The sequence below is a fragment of the Lactiplantibacillus dongliensis genome (genome assembly GCF_005405105.1).
GTDB classification, from domain to species: domain Bacteria; phylum Bacillota; class Bacilli; order Lactobacillales; family Lactobacillaceae; genus Lactiplantibacillus; species Lactiplantibacillus dongliensis.
Window position 1 is genome coordinate 25,775 of sequence record NZ_BJDK01000004.1, and the last position, 18,755, is coordinate 44,529.

At 46.8% G+C, this 18,755-nt stretch carries 13 protein-coding genes; 1 reads left to right on the forward strand and 12 read right to left on the reverse strand.

Annotated features, from left to right (window positions below; genetic code table 11):
- Positions 1-227: 227 nt before the first annotated feature.
- From yajC to ruvA, 5 genes are all read right to left on the reverse strand, one after another.
- Complete coding sequence (gene yajC, locus FFM80_RS01595; protein WP_223877275.1) at positions 228-659, reverse strand: preprotein translocase subunit YajC; 432 nt, start codon at positions 657-659, stop codon at positions 228-230.
- Positions 660-731: 72 nt separating this feature from the next.
- Positions 732-1,874: a tRNA guanosine(34) transglycosylase Tgt gene (gene tgt, locus FFM80_RS01600; protein ID WP_137634582.1), complete on the reverse strand. Its 1,143-nt coding sequence runs from the start codon at positions 1,872-1,874 to the stop codon at positions 732-734.
- Between the two features lie 144 nt (positions 1,875-2,018).
- Entirely contained in the window at positions 2,019-3,053 is a 1,035-nt protein-coding gene (gene queA / locus FFM80_RS01605) for a tRNA preQ1(34) S-adenosylmethionine ribosyltransferase-isomerase QueA (protein ID WP_137639223.1), read from the reverse strand.
- Positions 3,054-3,074: 21 nt separating this feature from the next.
- Positions 3,075-4,085, reverse strand: a complete 1,011-nt coding sequence (ruvB, locus tag FFM80_RS01610; RefSeq protein WP_137639224.1) for a Holliday junction branch migration DNA helicase RuvB — start codon at positions 4,083-4,085, stop codon at positions 3,075-3,077.
- Positions 4,086-4,096: 11 nt separating this feature from the next.
- Positions 4,097-4,705 (reverse strand): Holliday junction branch migration protein RuvA, encoded by a 609-nt coding sequence (gene ruvA, locus FFM80_RS01615; RefSeq protein ID WP_137639225.1) that lies wholly within the window; start codon positions 4,703-4,705, stop codon positions 4,097-4,099.
- A gap of 177 nt (positions 4,706-4,882) precedes the next feature.
- Between ruvA and FFM80_RS01620 the strand changes: the two genes are divergently transcribed.
- Entirely contained in the window at positions 4,883-5,395 is a 513-nt protein-coding gene (locus tag FFM80_RS01620; protein ID WP_137639226.1) for a DUF1015 family protein, read from the forward strand.
- A gap of 85 nt (positions 5,396-5,480) precedes the next feature.
- Here FFM80_RS01620 and FFM80_RS01625 read toward each other — a convergent pair whose 3' ends face one another.
- The 7 genes from FFM80_RS01625 to FFM80_RS01655 form a co-directional block, all read right to left on the reverse strand.
- Complete coding sequence (locus FFM80_RS01625; RefSeq protein WP_137639227.1) at positions 5,481-8,546, reverse strand: YfhO family protein; 3,066 nt, start codon at positions 8,544-8,546, stop codon at positions 5,481-5,483.
- A gap of 242 nt (positions 8,547-8,788) precedes the next feature.
- Positions 8,789-10,801 carry a DNA mismatch repair endonuclease MutL gene (mutL, locus tag FFM80_RS01630; protein WP_137639228.1) on the reverse strand — a complete coding sequence of 671 codons (2,013 nt, stop codon included), beginning with the start codon at positions 10,799-10,801 and terminating at the stop codon, positions 8,789-8,791.
- A gap of 26 nt (positions 10,802-10,827) precedes the next feature.
- Positions 10,828-13,497: a DNA mismatch repair protein MutS gene (mutS, locus tag FFM80_RS01635; RefSeq protein ID WP_137639229.1), complete on the reverse strand. Its 2,670-nt coding sequence runs from the start codon at positions 13,495-13,497 to the stop codon at positions 10,828-10,830.
- A gap of 27 nt (positions 13,498-13,524) precedes the next feature.
- On the reverse strand, positions 13,525-14,331 hold the full coding sequence (locus FFM80_RS01640; protein WP_137639230.1) for a TIGR00282 family metallophosphoesterase: 807 nt from the start codon (positions 14,329-14,331) through the stop codon (positions 13,525-13,527).
- A gap of 158 nt (positions 14,332-14,489) precedes the next feature.
- Positions 14,490-16,049, reverse strand: coding sequence for a ribonuclease Y (gene rny, locus FFM80_RS01645; protein WP_137639231.1), 1,560 nt, complete (start codon positions 16,047-16,049; stop codon positions 14,490-14,492).
- Between the two features lie 226 nt (positions 16,050-16,275).
- Positions 16,276-17,361 (reverse strand): recombinase RecA, encoded by a 1,086-nt coding sequence (recA, locus tag FFM80_RS01650; RefSeq protein WP_137639232.1) that lies wholly within the window; start codon positions 17,359-17,361, stop codon positions 16,276-16,278.
- Positions 17,362-17,445: 84 nt separating this feature from the next.
- Positions 17,446-18,708, reverse strand: coding sequence for a competence/damage-inducible protein A (locus FFM80_RS01655; RefSeq protein WP_137639233.1), 1,263 nt, complete (start codon positions 18,706-18,708; stop codon positions 17,446-17,448).
- Positions 18,709-18,755 lie beyond the last annotated feature (47 nt).

The following is an 18,755-nucleotide window of genomic DNA, read 5'->3' on the forward strand; positions in this document are numbered from 1 at the left end:
AACTCACCAATTTAACCAACCAACTTAACTGAAAATGACCCCCTCATCAGCGCAATTAACTTTCCAATCCTAGTATTGGGGTTCATGAGTAATAGCTAACACGCTGCAGTGCTTCCTTTAGTTGCTAGACACCACCGTAAATCAACAAAGACGACCTCAGTTAATGACAACTTAAGCCTAAAAAATAAGCTCAAGTCCACATTGGACTCAAGCTTATGATTAAGGCATTATTTTGCTTCAGAATCAGCACTATCAGCTTCGCTAGTGACTTCCGCATCAGCACTCGTGGCACTTTCAGCATCAGTACTAGTGGCAGCAGCGGATTCAGCCGCAGCCCCACTAGCAGGTGCGACCGTTTGGCCAGCATCGGCCGGCGTTACTTTAGCTAAAGCGGTCATATCAAAGACCAAGTAAATCCCGTCACAGTCTAAGGTAACAGTCTTTTCAGCTTCGTTGACTTCATCAACGACCCCATGCAAACGGCCAATCGTGGTGACCTTGTCGCCGCGCTTAACTTTGCTTAACATGTTTTGGTGTTGTTGTTGTTGTTTCCGTTGTGGCCGGATCATGAAGAAGTATAAGAATGCAAACATCACAACGATGAATACAATCGACATGGTTTGACCGCCAAAAACGCCGGCCCCTAATAAAATGTTCATTTAAGAATCGCTCCTAATCTATGTTTGACTATCTTTAACTTTAACAAATTACACTAAAAATTACTAGTATTGCTAGAAGTTTTTGGCATTTTTCTCGTTAAAGCCGTACATTTCGAAAAAGTTTTCGCGGAACTCTAGCAGGTTATCGTCCATAATGGCTTGTCGAACTTGCTTCATCAGGTGCAACAAGAAATATAAGTTATGATAACTAGTTAACCGTAATCCGAACGTTTCATCCGCTTTGATCAAATGCCGAATATAAGCTCGGGTGTAATTGCGACAGGTATAACAATCACAATTTTCATCTAGCGGGGTAAAGTCATGCGCGTATTTGGCATTCTTCACCACTAAGCGACCATGCGACGTCATACAAGTACCGTTCCGAGCAATCCGGGTCGGCAAGACACAGTCAAACATATCCACCCCACGAATAGCCCCGTCAATCAAGGCGTCAGCTGATCCAACGCCCATCAAGTAACGCGGTTTCGTCTCAGGCAATAACGGCGTCGTAAAGTCAAGCACGTGGTTCATCTCAGCTTTAGATTCACCAACCGATAAGCCCCCAATGGAATACCCGGGAAAGTCCATGCTGACTAAGTCCTTAGCGCTTTGTTCCCGCAAATCTTTAAACCCAGCGCCTTGGACGATTCCAAACAAACCTTGATAATCCGGATGCTGATGGACTTTCAAGCCCCGTTCGGCCCAGCGACTTGTCCGGGCCACTGATTTCTGCACGTAATCGTAACTTTCAAAGAATGGCGGGCATTCATCCAAACTCATCATGATATCGGGACCCAGATCATTTTCAATCTGGATGGCCTTTTCTGGTGATAAGAAGCGACGGTCACCACTCAAATGATCCTTAAAGTGAACGCCTTCTTCAGTGATATCGCGATTCTTAGCCAATGAAAAGACTTGGAAGCCCCCTGAATCGGTTAGAATACCCTTTTTCCAATTCATAAATTGGTGTAACCCGCCAGCTTCTTTAACGATCTGTTCGCCAGGTCGTAACCAGAGGTGATACGTATTCGATAAGATCACGCCAGCGCCCATTGCATCCAGTTCTTCGGGTGCTAATGATTTGACACTCGCCTGCGTGCCGACTGGCATAAACATCGGTGTTGGAAAAGTGCCGTGCGGTGTGATCAGTTCACCCAACCGCGCACCAGTGTGTTTTTCTTTTTTAATCAAGCGGTATTTAATTGCCGGTTCCATATAATTCCTCCGTTGTGTCCGTTTTGCTTTGAATATGATAGCACGAAATCTACCCATGAGCTAGCGTTGACCCTAGGCTAGTCCGCAGGTTGGATAATAAAAGAAGACCAGCACTAAGTCTGATCTTCCCACGTACTGGTCTAATTAATGGATAAACATCGCATCGCCAAAACTAAAGAAACGATACTTTTCGTCAATGGCATGTTGATAAGCCTTTAAGATCATATCACGTCCGGTAAAGGCCGCCACCAACATCACTAACGTTGATTTTGGTAAATGGAAGTTGGTAATAAACGCATCGACCACTTTCCATTGATAGCCCGGCTTAATAAAGATATCCGTCCAGCCAGAATCCGGCTTGATCTCACCATTAAACTTCGAGCCAATCGTTTCCAGCGTCCGAATCGAGGTCGTCCCAGTTGCGATAATCCGACCACCGTTAGCGCGAACCTCATTGAGTGTCTTCGCCGCGTCTGCATCTAACCGATAAAATTCACTGTGCATTTTGTGGTCTTCGATGTTATCTTCTTCCACTGGACGGAAAGTCCCTAAACCAACGTGTAAGGTCAAGTAGACTAACTTAACACCCTTATCTTGGACTTTCTGCAATAAATCCTTCGTCCAGTGTAAGCCCGCAGTTGGCGCAGCGGCCGAACCATTTTCCTTCGCATAGACGGTTTGATAACGGTCAGGGTCATCCAACTTAGCCTTAATATAAGGTGGCAATGGTGTTTCGCCAAGGCTCTCCAAAATTTCCATAAAAATACCGTCATAGTGGAATTCAATCAAGCGAATCCCGTCTTCTTTTTCAGCCGTCACGGTCGCTGTCAATTTGCCGTCACCAAATGAAATCACGGTACCAACATGGGCCCGTTTGGCTGGCTTCATCAAGGTCTCCCATTCGTCGCCTTCGGTATTATGCAGTAATAAAACCTCCGCGTGGCCGCCAGTTTCGGGTTTAACCCCGTATAACCGGGCCGGCATCACCCGCGAATTATTCATGACAACCGCATCGCCGGGGTTCAATTGGTCGATAATATCGTAAAAATGCTTATCTTGCATCTCACCGGTGTGGCGGTCTAGTTCTAATAACCGCGATGTATCCCGTTCCTTGATTGGGGTTTGGGCAATTAATTCATGGGGCAAATCATAGTCAAAATCTTCAAGTGTTAAACTCATTTCTGTGACCTCTAATCTAGTTTATTTCTGCTCTGGGTAAGGCACGCCCAGATGTTGATACCCTTTAATCGTGACGACTCGACCGCGTTGCGTACGCTTTAGATAGCCAATCTGTAACAGATACGGCTCAACGACTTCCGCAATCGTATCGGTTTCTTCACCAATATTAGCCGCAATCGTCGCTAAGCCCACGGGACCGCCGTCGTAATAGTCCAGCATGGTCCGTAAAAGCTTGTTATCCGTTTCATCCAAACCAGCCTCATCCACTCGTAAGTAAGTCAACGAGCGACTAACAATCGCTTCATCAATCGCATTTTGATCCGCAACTTCGGCAAAATCTCGAATCCGTTTGAACAAGCGGTTCGCAATCCGCGGCGTTCCACGGGACCGCCGCGCAATCTCATGCGCCCCGGATGGCTTAATCGATGTTTGGAAAATATCGGCAGTTCGCTTAACAATGGCTTCCAAATCATCAACGTCGTAATAAGCCATGTGTTCAACGATGCCAAACCGATCCCGTAATGGCGCCGACAGCATCCCCGCGCGCGTGGTGGCCCCAATTAAGGTAAATGGTGGCAACGGAAAATGCACGGGATGTGCAGTCGGCCCTTGACCAACCACGATATCGACATAGAAGTCTTCCATTGCGGAATACAACATTTCTTCAACGATTTTAGGCAGTCGATGAATCTCATCAATAAATAAGATATCACCTGGTTGCAATTCATTCAAGAGTGCCACCAAATCGCCGGGCTTTTCAATGGCCGGACCACTAGTCGTCCGAATCTGAACCTGCATCTCGTTAGCAATCACCATCGCCAACGTCGTCTTCCCTAAACCCGGTGGGCCATATAGTAAGACGTGATCGAGGGATTCTTCACGTTTACGGGCCGCTTCAATATAGACCCCTAATTCATGCTTAACCCGATCCTGACCGATATATTGTGCCAGTCGTTGTGGACGCAGCGACTGTTCAAGTGACGCTTCCGCATCATCGGTCTTGTCACCGGATAATATGTTGTCATCGGCCAATTAAATCCCTCCTACTTCGTTAATAATCGTAACCCTTCACTCAATAATTGGTTCGTATCTGCGGCATTGGCAGTCGCAAACGTCGTTAACTTCGGCGTGATGCGTTTGACATCCCGCGCAGCATAGCCCAACGCGGTTAACGCTGCTAGTGCATCAGCTAAGGCCCCATCAGCGACTGGCGCCTCAACACTCAAGGCAGTCTGACCAGTCACATCAACATTCAAATCTTTTAATTTATCTTTCAAGTCTAACACGATTTGTTGCGCAGTCTTCTTACCGACCCCTGGAAAACTCGTCAAATACGTGGCGTTACCTTGATTAATAGCTTGGATCAAGCCGGAATGATCGTTATTGGCTAAAATAGCCAAAGCTGATTTCGGACCAATCCCGGAAACGTTTAGCAACTTTTCAAATAACGCTTTTTCATCGGCATCGTAAAAGCCAAATAACGACATCCCGTTATCACTAACCGCCTGATGAATAAACATCTTAACGGCAGCTTGGCCGACTTCATACCGATACGGATTAGCGGTTAACACCTTGTAACCAATCCCAGCCACTTCAATCACCACAAATGCTGGCGTAACATCCGTAATCTGGCCTAAGAAATATTCATACACAGTCATAAACTCCTTTAATAAAACGTATGTTTGCTCGCTAAATTGTACCATAAAACCCGGGTCACTTAATAGATTAGGGTAACAAAATCCCTTTGATTTTTAATAAAAAGTCATCGTCATCGCTTGCTGATTCAGTCATAGGCATGCTATGCTCATCTTCTGAGGAGTTGAACAATCATGCAATTAAAGCCTTTTACCGCGATCTTACCCACGACTAGCGGCCTTAAAAAAATTACCAGCGGGACGACGACTGACTGGACAGCCGCCGATGAACAGCTACAAACTACCCCTGCCTACTATTGGTATGAACTAACAAGCCACGGGATTCATCAGTGGCGCTTACTTGCCAACTGGACTGCGCCAGCGACGGTCACGACCATGGCGCCAGCAGCCATCAATACCGTCTTATATCCCCAACAGCCCGTCATCGAAATGTTGATCGATGATTGGGTCGGCCATTTTCCCAAAGCTTGTGACGTCACCGATCCAGCGGGAACGACCCACCGGCTGTGGCAGATCACCGATGCGGATGTGCTAGCCGATATCACGGAAACAATGGCCGCCATAACACCGCGGAAAACATGGTTAACGACTACGCCCACCCCGTTAGTCATGCTAGTTGCGGAACCCGAATGGACTAAATTCGATCAGCCGTTGACGATGCCAGCACATTTGATTCGCCTGGGCTAACTTTAGTCAGTTCAAAAATCTAAAATGGTCGGGATGACTTGGTGAAAGACCAAATCATCCCGACCATTTTTTAATTGACTAAAACTTAGTGCGATCGCCGTTTCAGCGGTCGGCGCCACCAAGCTAAACCAGCCGTCACAACTAAGCTTAAGACTGTTAAACTCCCGCCTAAATCTAAACCAGGCGTGCGATACCGCAACTTAATCGTGTGCTGACCGGCTGCTAACCGGGCCCCCACGAAGCCATCATTGACTTGCTGCGTTTTAACCCGGTGCCCATCAACTTGTAATTGCCAGCCCGTCGAATACGGAATCGACGTTGTCAAAACGGTTGGCCGCTGACTCGTCGTAGTCTGACCAGTCACTTGGTTATTAGTAACCTTTAAGTTGGTCAATCCCTGCTGCTGTAAACGTGCAGTTTCAGCTTGATAAATTGACCCAAATGGCACCGCAACCAGCTTGGCATGTTTAAAATGCAGGCCTTGCATATTGGTAAAGTCCAACGTAATCGTCTTACGTAACCGATTACTATAGCCCAAATTAAAGACCGCCGCGTGGCGCTGCTCATAATCAGACATATTGGTCGTCCCTAATTGATCGAAATCGACCGAGTTATCAACCGTTTTAGCCGTTAACGTATACCCGCTAGCGCTCAAGCTATCCTTAAGACCATCCCGCAATTGATTAACTTGATCTAATTTCGTATTCGGCCGTGCATTAAAGACCGTACTAGCAGCACTTGTCTGCAGGCTTTGCCCAATCGACGACCGATCATAAGTGATCCCAGTCAATGATAAATACAATTCTGACTGACGATACTTTTCAGGCTGTTTTATTTTTAGCTGATAAGACAGTTGGTTGCCCTGCACATCACTTGTCAGACTCGTTAGCCGGCGCTGATTCGCCGTCGTCGTGCGATCAACGATTATTTGATTGGTTTTAATTAATCGCTGAACTGCTGCTGATGGCCGCGTCATCTTGGTCGCCGGCGCTAAGGCCTGACGTTGCTTGGCCGTTAAAGTCGTGGCATCGGCTGCAAGCCCCGAGACGCCATTCGACATTCCCGTCGCATGCTGCATTCGATAAATCATGACTTTATCAGTCGTATCCAAGACACTGCTGTCGTCAACTTGCACTTGGTAGGCCACTGGCTGACTACGCTTGACCGGCGTGATTGTTGGCACGCCAGCCAGCTTAGTCGTCGTTAAAGCCCCTTGTAACAAAGCTTGTTCCCGATCAATCGGTGATAATTGCTGATAATCAGCCGTAGAAAACTGCTGCGCTTGGGTATAAGCAAGCGGTAACGTTTGATTCGACTTCAAAATTACCGTCCCCGTATGATTGCTCAAGCCGTACACAAATTTATCTGGATAAACCTTAACGTGACCGTTAGCAGATTTAACAGGGGTATACCCCGCTGGCATCGCTTGATTAGTTAGTTGATCCGCCCGGGCAAATAAATACTTGACGCCTAACAGACTGTTTAAGGTTGTCCGTTCATTTAAACTGCCTAACGGGGCGTTCATGGCATACTCGACGTTACCAACCGACTGACTCAACCGACCAAGGGCTGCATTTTGAACCGAGAAATAAGAGCCAACGGTGTGCGTGCCTAAAACCATCGGAATATTATTGCCGGCTGAACGAATCGTATAGTAATTGGGCATTAAATTTGTCCGATAAAACCCAGTTTTCGGTAACCCAGTCTCGGCATCGTCCAAATAGTGCTTAACCCAAGTTAAAGCTGTGCCGCGGCGAATCTGTTCACTAGCACCGGAAGTCGTATTAATACTGAGCCAACCGAGCCCATTAGTTAGCAGATTAAGCATCACTAGTCCCATCAGCAGCCCATGATACTGGCGCGGCGACAAGATAAAGATGCGTTGCAATAACACAAAGATCACCAATGCCAATACCACTAAAAAGGTCGCAATATCATGTTTACGAATATTTAAGTAAAAGCCATTGACGATCCAGATGATCGCGATCAAGCCCAAACTAATCCCCGCTAGCCACTTCAAATCATCACGCGTTAAAGTCGGCAACTGATCCACCAAGACCATTGTGACATAGGCGAACACAAGCGTCGCCATCAATAACCAGCGATTAGACGGTGAGGAAAAGACGTTGAAGACTGCTGCAAAAGCCGGGAGCAAGATGCCAATTGCCATGCCGACGATGATCACATTGACATAGAAATACCGTTTAAAATGCCGCAAGCTGTAAATCAGTCCGAGCCAACTAATCCCGCTTAACCCTAAAGTAACCCAATACTGCACCCCACCGCCATTCGTCAGCAAGCGGTTCGGCAGATTAACGTAATAATTAATCGGATACGTCCACAGACCATTGGCAAAATCAAAGCTGGTCCGGGTTGCGTGTAACATCGCCAATAGCGTCGGTACCAAAATCACCCCCGCCATTGCAACTCCTAGTCCCACCGCCAGCAAGAACCGGCTGAGTAAGACTTTAAACGCCGGTAATGGCTGCTTTTCAGCAGTTAATTGCCAATAACGGATGCCGGCGTAGATTAAACTACCTAACGCTAGTAAATACGCAAAATAAAAGTTGCTCATAATGACAATGCCGGTTAGCAACGTCAACGGCCACCAAGCCCGACCATGCAAAACCCGTTCAATCGTCCAACATAACAGTGGGAACCAAATCATTGGTAACAAGAAAAAGGGATGGTGCATACTGACATAGAACGTGTAGGCCGTAAACGTATACGTTAAGGTCCCAATCAAGCGACTGAAGCGGCTAAACTTAAACTGACCACTAAAGCCTAAGAATGCTAAACCAATCGTATAAAAGCGCAACAAAATCAAGCCTTGATAGCCGGCTTCTAGTTGCGCATGCGGAATCAAAGCGACGAGATAATTAAACGGGTCACCGACCACATAATACGCAAAGGTCGTCAGTTGATCCGCACCCAAGCCGAGGTTCCAAGACCAGCTAAATAAGCCTTGTTGGCTCGGATGCTGTAAAATCTTTTGAAATTCAACCAAAATTGGAAAGTGTTGGGCAATCCCGTCAACTTCCCAAATCAAAGTCCGTCCCGCCAAGAATAAACTGCCAAAGGTGATCGTCACAATCATGACAAACCCCAGCGAGTACCAGCCCCATAGCGGTAGTTTGCGTAATTTAGTCAACTGAACCCCCCTCTTTTTTGGTGGTTACCCACCAGTCCCCATTAATTTCTGAAAATAAGTATAAAAGTATTTTACCATGAATCCACCCGTTAACTGGGCTTCATCACTAACCTTTAACCTAACTTTGTCAATTTGTTACTTAATATTTACACAAAGCTAAAAAGTCTGCTAACAGTTACACACCGTTAACAGACTTTTTACAATAAAATGATTTTTAGTTAATTAACTCGCCCAACGCAACGCTAATTGTGACTTTGCGCCGTATGGCTATCTTGAATCCGCTTGAACATCTTTTCCATATCGGAGTTCGTGAAATGGACCGTCACCGGGCGACCATGTGGGCAATTAAACGGATTTTCACAGGTGGGTAACTTTTTAAGTAACGCCCGAGCTTGCTGATCATCTAAATGGTGGTTCGCTTTGATAGCACGTTTACACGACATCATAATCGCCGTTTTTTCTCGAAATTGCGCCACGGTTAATTTATCGTCATTCAAGACCCAATCAATCATCTCTTTAATCGTGTCTTCTTCTTGGCCGGCCTTAAACCAGGTCGGATGCGCATGGACAATAAAACTATTGCCGCCAAATGGTTCTAAGTGTAAGCCTAATTCAGCTAACAACGGCAATTGCTCTTTGATCTTCAAAACATCACTTGTCGGATAATCCAGCACAATTGGCACTAACAAGTTCTGTTGATCCGCACTGACCTCACCAATGGCTTGGCGATAATACTCATAGTTAATCCGTTCCTGTGCCGCATGCTGATCCAAGATATACATCCCATCATCAGCTTCCGCCAACAAGTAGGTCCCATGCATTTGACCCAAATAACGCAAAGTTGGAAAGCGCTCGGCCGATTCAGCCGGGGCCGCCGCTGGTTCGGCTTGAATGGCAACTCTAGTCGGCTTAGCGGCGGGTTTGCCAAACGGTAACGCCGACACTTCATGTTGATACTTTGCATCAAATTCAGCAATCATCGGCGTCTTTAACTCGTTACGAGCTGCAATCATAATCGGTTCAGTAGGTGCCGTACTGGGCTGTTGATCAGCTAAATGAGTCGCCGGCTTAGTAGTTGGCTTAGCGGTTGAATCAGGCTTCCCTGCAGTAACTGGCGTTGCCATCGAGGCCGGGGTCGCTTTGGTCACCGTTGGATCAGTTGACAACGGTTGATGCTGTACTGACGCGGCATTTAAATCCATCGCCAGCTGATCAGTATTCAACCGTTCCCGTCGATGACTACCGAGATTAGTCAAAGCCGATGGAATCAAGTTAACATTGGCTAGCCGTTCCGTAATGGTCGTACTGATCAGCTTGGCCAACTCAGGTTCCTTGCTTAACCGAACCTCTTGCTTCGTTGGATGCACGTTGACATCAACTAATAACGGATCCATGTGAATCGCCACGACCGCAATCGGATACCGACCGACCATTAACTTTGAGCCATAGCCTTTAATCACGGCTTTGGTCAATTGTTGATTTTTAATAAACCGACCATTGATCAAAAGTGAGATGTACTGGCGACTCGCGCGCGTTAACTCAGGCAACGCCACGTAACCCGTCACTTGATAATCAGCTGATTCACCAGTAATGGCCACCATCTTGCGGGCATTTTGCACCCCGTAGATACCAGCAATGACTTGCTGCAGATCACCACGACCGGCCGTTTTCAGTAATTCCTTATGGTTATGGACTAACCGAAACGCGACGCCCGGGTAACTTAAGGCTAGCCGATTGACGATATCCAAAATATTAGCTAGTTCCGTTTGCGCTGACTTTAAATACTTGAGACGAGCCGGCGTATTGAAGAATAAGTCGGTCACACTAATATCGGTCCCTTTCCGTAAGGGCGCCGGTGCTTGCTTCAATAATTTACCGCCACGGTAATGAATACTCGTGCCGGTCGTCCCGTTACTGGTATTCAAGACGACATCGGCTACTGAGGCAATACTGGGCAACGCTTCACCACGAAAGCCCAACGATTGGACCCGAAACAGATCGGCTCGTGAGGTGATTTTACTAGTAGCATGCCGCTTAAAGGCGATCAAAACGTCATCGTCGGCAATGCCATCACCGTCATCAATCACGCGAATCGACTGAATACCGGCTTCCGCGACCATCACATCAATCTGGGTGGCGTGCGCATCGAGCGCATTTTCAACCAGTTCTTTGACGACGGACGCTGGCCGTTCAATCACTTCACCTGCTGCAATTTGATCCGCTAATACGGATGATAATTCATGGATTTTACTCATCACGTTCAGCCTTTCTCACTTAAACCTTACTTCGTTAACTTTTGTTGCCATTTGTAGAGTTGGTTCATGACATCCATCGGGGTCATTGCCATCAAGTTCAATTGTTTCAACTGTTGGATAACCTTTTCACCTTTAGGATCGGTCACAGTCGGTTCTGCAAATAACGACAGTTGTTCCTCCGGCGCGGGAGCCGCGGCAACGGTTGCTGGCGTGCTGGCAACGTTATCCGGTGTTTCAGCGGGTTCCGTTGCTTCAACCGGTTCAACCGGTGTACTTGCTGATGAACTAGCTGGCGCCACCTGCGTCGAAACGGTACTCCCCTGTGCTTCTAAACTTGCTAAAATTTTATTAGCCCGGGCTAACAAGTCCGCCGGCATCCCAGCTAACTTCGCCACATGCACCCCGTAGGACTTATCGGCGGCACCCGCTTCAACTTTATGCAAGAAGACAAGCTCACCATTTTGTTCTGTCGCCCCCACATGCACGTTTTGTAGACCAACTAATTCTTGATCTAACGCGGTTAATTCATGATAGTGGGTTGAGAACAACGTTTTGGCATGGATATTATTATGCACAAACTCAATAATCGCTTGTGCTAACGCCATCCCATCGTAAGTTGCGGTCCCGCGACCGATTTCGTCAAACAAAATTAGACTGTTAGCCGTCGCGTGCTTCAACGCATTATTGGCTTCTTGCATTTCGACCATGAAAGTACTTTGACCCGAAATCAAGTCATCTGTAGCCCCAATACGGGTAAAGATCTGGTCAAAGATGGGTAACTGCGCTTTTTTCGCGGGCACAAAACAACCGATCTGCGCCATAATCACCGTTAATGCCAATTGCCGCATATAGGTACTTTTCCCAGACATGTTCGGTCCCGTAATCAGCATGACCGTCTCATCCGGTGCCATCTTCACATCGTTGGGCACATAGCTCTGATTACCCATCACCTTTTCAACAACCGGATGCCGGCCATCAATCAGCTCTAAATCATGAGACTTCGTTAAAGTCGGCCGCACAAACCGGTAATCTTCACTCACAACCGCAAAGCTTTGGAGCACATCAATCGCAGCGACCGCCTTAGCTAGCGTTTGAAGCCGCTTAATAGCCGCTTTAACCGTTTCTCGCACCTTGGTAAATAAGGTATACTCCAATTGGGTAGAATGGCTCTCTGCTTCTAATATCAAGCTTTCATGCTCTTTTAGCTCAGGCGTACTGAAACGTTCGGCGTTCGTTAACGTTTGCTTCCGTTCGTACCGCTCCGCTGGTAATTGGGCCAGATTGGTTTTGGTCACTTCAATATAATAGCCAAAGACGCGGTTGAAACCGATCTTCAAGTTCTTAATCCCCGTCACTTGGCGCTCCTGCGCTTCTAAAGCAGCAATCCACTTTTTCCCATTGTTCATGGCGTCGCGATACTTATCAAGCTGCTCATCATAGCCATCCTTGATGACCCCGCCATCCGTTACCGATAACGGTGCTTCGTCAACAATCGCCCGGTCGATCAGGTCCGCGACATCTTCCACGGGATCCAACCGGCTGACTTCGTCTTTAAACACTTCGGGATCCAGCTCCGCTAAGATATACCGCAACTTTGGCACTTGGCGCAAGGACGTCTTTAATTGAATCAAGTCCCGGCCGTTCACGCTGCCAAACGCCACTCGGCCGGCTAAACGTTCCAAGTCATAAACTTTAGTCAGTTCTTCTTGCAAGTTACTACGTTCAAAATAATGGGCTAATAACGCGGCCACTTTATTCTGCCGAGTTTCAATATCAGCTTTTACAATCAATGGCCGATCTAGCCATTGTTTTAAGAGGCGCCCACCCATGGCAGTTTTGGTTTCATCCAACAGCCATAATAACGTGCCTTGCTTCTTTCCCGTCCGAATCGAACGCATTAATTCCAAATTATACTTAGAATTATGATCCAACTTTAAAAAGTATGATGGTTCATACGCAATCGCCTTTTGTAAATGCGCCAGGCTCCGCTTTTGGGTCACGTTGACATACATCAACAAATGTTCAACCACTTGCTGCTCCAAAGCAACCGTCAAATCTTGTGTTAAATAACTGAGTTCGGCTTGCGGTTCAACGTTATTTTGTTCCGAAATTAAGATACCGAGTGCTTTGATTTGAGCCCGCAACTCGGCGGATACCGTCGCATCGACCACGATTTCTTTAGTTTGCAAACTCGTTAATTCATTAATCAGCGCATCGTTAGTCGTCAACAAACTCGTTTTCAGTTCACCAGTCGATAAGTCGGCATAAGCAAACCCATACTGACCAGCGTCCTGAACTAACGCCGTCAAGTAGTTATTGGACTTAGCTTGTTCGGCCCCACGTTCTAAAGTCGTCCCGGGTGTCACCAACTGGATAACCTCGCGTTTGACCATGCCTTTAGCTAACTTCGGGTCTTCCATCTGCTCACAAATCGCGACCTTATAGCCTTTATCCACTAAAATATCAATATAATTTTGAACCGCTCGATGCGGCACCCCACACATGGGAATCGGATTAACAGCGGAATGATTCCGCGTCGTTAACGTTAGTTCTAAAAGTTGCGCGCCTTTAATGGCATCGTCAAAAAACATCTCATAGAAATCCCCGAGCCGATAAAACAAGAACGCATCGGGGTATTGATTTTTGACCGCAAAATACTGCTTCATCATTGGCGTTTCTTTTGCTTTTGTTGACACTTTGGTTCCTACTTTCTATGACCTAAATTAATCGTCAAAATAAGGGTGGTCCGGGTTAATTAAGACCCGTTGAATCTTCTTGGCATGCCCAGTCTTACCGTCTAAGTCAATGACACAACCGGATAAAACAGCCGGGCTATCTTCTTGCACATTGAACCGCGTTGGCATTTGGTCTAAGAAGCGACTAATGACATTTTCACGTGTCATCCCTAAAATACCGTTATACGGCCCCGTGAAGCCCACATCCGTTAAGAAAGCAGTTCCACCAGGCAAGACCCGGTTATCACTCGTTTGCACATGTGTGTGGGTTCCTACGACCGCACTGACCTGCCCATCTAAATACCACGCGAGGGCTTCTTTTTCACTAGTCGTTTCGGCATGCATATCAATAAAGATATTCGACGTTTGGGCGCGTAAGGCCTTGACAACTGGCTTGACCGTCGTAAACGGATTCGCTAAGTTTTGACCCATAAAGACGTTCCCCTGCAAGTTAATTACGGCTAACTTTTCCGCATTAACATTTAAAATCGTATAGCCGACACCTGGAGTCGTTTCAGCTGGAAAGTTCAGTGGGCGGACTAACTTCTTCGCGTCCCCAATAAAATCAAAAATTTCATTGTTATCCCAAGTATGGTTGCCCATCGTAATCACATCGGCCCCAGCCGTTAAGAAATTCTTATAAACCTCTTGATTAATCCCGCGGCCCCGGGTGGCGTTTTCACCATTCACAATCGTGACCTGTGGCTTATAGCGCCGTTTCAGCTTAGGTAAGTACGTCGCAATGGCATCTTGGCCAACGTTACCCATGACATCACCAACAAATAAAATTCGCATATGTTCTCCCTTGTTTGACTGTTATAACAGTTATTTTAGCATTAATCGTCTGAAAATGCGGTGTCCGGCTTGGCATTATTTTACTTAACGAATCCAACCAGAGCCCCAATCGTAAAAAAATAAGCCTAAGACTTTTCAGTCCTAAACTTATCTTCTGTTTATTTAGCGTAGTCAACTGCTCGAACTTCCCGAATGACGGTAACTTTAATGTGTCCAGGATATTCAAGTTCATTTTCAATTTGCTTTTTAATATCGTGGGCCAAGACGGTAGCCTGTAAATCAGACACGTCTTTTGGCTTAACGATAACCCGAATCTCACGACCCGCTTGGATAGCATAACTCTTCTTAACGCCATCTTCCGCATTCGCAATCGTTTCAAGTTTTTCAAGTCGATGAATATAATTCTCCAACGACTCGCTCCGAGCACCTGGCCGAGCTGCGGATATTGCATCTGCAGTTGCAACCAAGACGGCAATAATGGATTTCGCTTCAACATCACCATGATGTGACGCAATCGTATTGATTACCACTGGGTTTTCTTTGTACTTCGTTGTTAATTCCACGCCAATTTCAACGTGGGAACCTTCGATCTCGTGATCAACGGCTTTACCAATATCGTGTAATAATCCTGCGCGTTTCGCGACAGTAACATCTTCACCAAGTTCAGCGGCCAAAACACCCGCCAACTTCGCAACTTCAATTGAATGATTTAAGACATTTTGCCCATAACTAGTCCGATAATTTAAGCGACCGACTAACTTGATCAAGTCAGGATGCATCCCGTGCAATCCTAAATCAAAGACCGTTTGTTCACCGGTTTCGCGAATCTTTTCGTCCATCTCTTTACGAGCTTTTTCAACCATTTCTTCAATCCGAGCCGGATGAATCCGACCGTCTTGAATCAACTTCTCTAACGCAATTTTAGCGATTTCACGCCGAATTGGGTCAAAGCCACTCAAAACGACCGCTTCCGGGGTATCATCAATAATTAAATCAATCCCAGTCAGCGTTTCTAAGGTCCGAATATTTCGACCTTCACGACCGATAATCCGGCCCTTCATGTCGTCATTCGGTAAAGAAACCACTGAAACGGTGGTTTCGGATACCATATCCGCGGCACTTTGTTGGATGGCTTGAACGATTAAGTTCTTCGCTTCTTTTTCAGATTGCGACTTAACCTCGTCCGTACTTTCTTTGATCATCACGGCTCGCTCATGCGTTAATTGATCCCGCGTTTGCGTTAAAATCCGTTCCCGCGCTTGATCTTGCGATAAGGCGGCGACCTTTTCTAATTCAGCTTGACGTTGCGTGATTAGTGAAGCTGCACTTTGTTGCTGTTGTTCCACACGTTTTTGCTCGTTGGCAATTTTGTCTTCCTTTTTGCCTAAAGCATCTTCGCGTTTTTCAAAAGTATTTTCCTTATGATCCAAAGTCTCTTCGCGTTGTAACAACCGGTCTTCTTGCTTTTGCACTTCATTCCGGCGTTGCTTTAACTCGTTTTCAACCTCAGTTCGGTAACGGTGACTCTCTTCTTTTGATTCAAGAACCTTTTCTTTCTTGTGAGTCTCCGCTTGCTTCTTGGCTGAAGCAATAATACCCTCAGCTGTGTGCTTGGCCGCGTCCAATTCCTTTTCATGGACATTCTTACGAACGACATAACCAATCCCATAGCCGACAACAATTGCGATGACTGCGAGGATTATACCGAAAACATTCATGTTTCCACCTCCGCATCACCTAAATCCAGTTAACATAAAATCAACTACAAATTTTCAGATGTTATATTTTGATTACTTACACACTTGTTATTCTAATGTTTGAAACTAGTAGTGTCAACTTAAAGTCTTATGTGAAGCCCATCGTTAGCCATCAAACGTCCCTTAAATTATGCAAAAAATATGTATAAAAACGCCCAAAACCACCGTTTTGGACGTTAACGATCATTTATTTATCTTTTTCAGTATCACCTAAATCTAATTCACTAGGATCAGTTGTTGGGGCCGCTGAATCGGCTTCAGTATTAGCTTCATCATCATCGGCGCCGTCCATGCCATAAGCATCCCGAACCTTTTGTCGAATATCCGCCATGACATCCGGATGATCTGCCAAGTATTTCTTCGCATTCTCACGGCCTTGACCAATTCGATCTTCGCCGTATGAGTACCAAGACCCACTCTTCTTAACGATATCCTTGTCCGCTGCCATATCAACTAATTCACCAGTTTGAGAAATCCCATAACCGTACATGATATCAACTTCGGCCCGCTTGAATGGCGGCGCAACCTTGTTCTTGACCACTTTGATACGAACTCGGTTCCCGATAATATCGGTGCCGTCTTTGATTTGTTCCGCCCGCCGGACTTCCAACCGGATCGTCGCGTAGAACTTCAAAGCCCGACCACCAGGCGTCGTTTCAGGGTTACCAAACATAACCCCAACCTTTTCACGAATTTGGTTAATAAATAACGCAATCGTCTTCGTTTTATTTAACGTCCCGGAGAGTTTCCGTAGCGCTTGTGACATCAGTCGTGCTTGGAGCCCAACGTGCGCGTCACCCATTTCGCCTTCGATTTCAGCCCGCGGTACTAACGCCGCCACGGAATCGACAACTAAAATGTCGACCGCCCCACTGGAAACCAAAGCATCGGCAATTTCCAAGCCTTGTTCACCAGTATCTGGTTGTGAGAGCAATAAGTCGTCAATATTAACACCTAAATGTTCAGCATAAACGGGGTCCAAAGCATTTTCAGCATCGATATAAGCAGCCGTTCCGCCTTGCTTTTGCACTTCAGCGACAGCGTGCAACGCAACGGTTGTTTTACCGGAACTTTCAGGACCGTAGATTTCCACGATTCGGCCGCGGGGATACCCGCCAACACCAAGCGCGTCATCTAAGGCTAAGGAACCACTTGAAATGGTCGAGATCGCCGTATTAGCGGCATCCCCCATTCGCATAATGGAGCCTTTACCGAAGTTCTTTTCAATCTTTTTTAAGGCAGCATCTAGTGCTGCTTGCCGTGCATCAGCCAAATTATTTCCTCCTTTGGGTCTCGCTCTTAATATCATAGCTGTTCACCTTCAGAAATGCAAGCAAAAAGCGAACAAAAGTTCGTGCTATTTTTTGATGGCAGTATCTGCCACTAATTTACGGCGTAACCAATCGAGCCCCGCCATCACGCTACGCTCCCGAATCCGTTGCCGATCACCAGCAAAGTGATACAAGCGGCCTTCAGTTGGCTGATCGCGATACGCCAGCCCAATCCAAACGGTCCCCGCTGGTTGCCCTTCAAGTGCGTCCGGACCGGCAACCCCCGTGAAGCTTAAGGCCGTATCGGTTGCTAGCTGTTGGCGCGCCCCGTCAGCCATGGCAATTGCCGTTGCTTCCGAAACGACCCCGTCATGATCAATTGTCGCTTGCGGCACGTTGACCAATTGATGCTTAGCAGCATTGGCATAGGTCACAAAGCCGCCAGGGAAAATGGCAGAAACACCGGGGACTCCACCAATCGTACTTTGAAACAACCCTGCCGTTAAACTTTCAGCGCCCGTGATGCTAAGTTGCCGTTTGATCATTGTGTTAATGACCACCGCTACTAATGAATTATCATCACCATAGCCATACAGATAGTCCCCAACCTGGGCTTTAATCTGAGCTTCCACGGTATCTAAAGCCACGGTTGCTTCAGCTTGGGTTGCGGCCTGAGCGCTTAAGCGTAACGTCACTTCATTGGTCTTGGCATAGGGCGCAATCGTCACCGCCTGTTGATCGTCAATCAAGGTTTTAAGTTCCGTCACCAATTGCGACTCGCCGATACCAAAGAACCGCAAGACCCGTGAATAAATCTGGGCTTGCTGGCCATACGCCGCTTGTAATTGCGGCTTAGCTTCAGTATCAAACATCATGGTCATTTCCCGGGGTGGGCCTGGCAATAATAAGAAGTCAGCTGAATCTGGTGACTGGTAAAAGGCCCCGACCGCTAAGCCATTATGATTCGTCAACGGGGTAGCCCCCGCCGGATATAAGGCCTGTAACCGATTATTGGCCGTCATCGTTTGCTGCGTCTGCGTAAAGCGGTCAGTGATCACCTGCATCGCAGCCGGATCTTCAACCAAGGGAACATTGAGATAGGCCGCGAGTGTTTGCTTCGTCAAATCATCTTTAGTCGGCCCTAAGCCCCCTGATAAAATGACCAAATCGTTACGTTGCGCTGCAATCTCAATCACAGTTGCTAACCGTGCGGGATTATCCCCGACAACGGTCTGATAGTAACTATCAATCCCTAATTCGGCTAAACCTTGTGCAATGTGGGTACTATTCGTGTTCGTAATCTGACCGAGTAAAATCTCGGTCCCAACGGCAATAATTTCTGCTTGCATGCTGAATGACATCTCCTTGTAACTTGCTGCGCGTTACGTTAAGTATA

Coding starts and splice junctions, on each gene's coding strand:
- yajC (WP_223877275.1), bottom strand. CDS start 659: ATGAACATTTTATTAGGGGCCGGCGTTTTTGGCGGTCAAACCATGTCG.
- tgt (WP_137634582.1), bottom strand. CDS start 1,874: ATGGAACCGGCAATTAAATACCGCTTGATTAAAAAAGAAAAACACACT.
- queA (WP_137639223.1), bottom strand. CDS start 3,053: ATGAGTTTAACACTTGAAGATTTTGACTATGATTTGCCCCATGAATTA.
- FFM80_RS01620 (WP_137639226.1), top strand. CDS start 4,883: ATGCAATTAAAGCCTTTTACCGCGATCTTACCCACGACTAGCGGCCTT.
- mutL (WP_137639228.1), bottom strand. CDS start 10,801: ATGAGTAAAATCCATGAATTATCATCCGTATTAGCGGATCAAATTGCA.
- FFM80_RS01640 (WP_137639230.1), bottom strand. CDS start 14,331: ATGCGAATTTTATTTGTTGGTGATGTCATGGGTAACGTTGGCCAAGAT.
- rny (WP_137639231.1), bottom strand. CDS start 16,049: ATGAATGTTTTCGGTATAATCCTCGCAGTCATCGCAATTGTTGTCGGC.
- FFM80_RS01655 (WP_137639233.1), bottom strand. CDS start 18,708: ATGCAAGCAGAAATTATTGCCGTTGGGACCGAGATTTTACTCGGTCAG.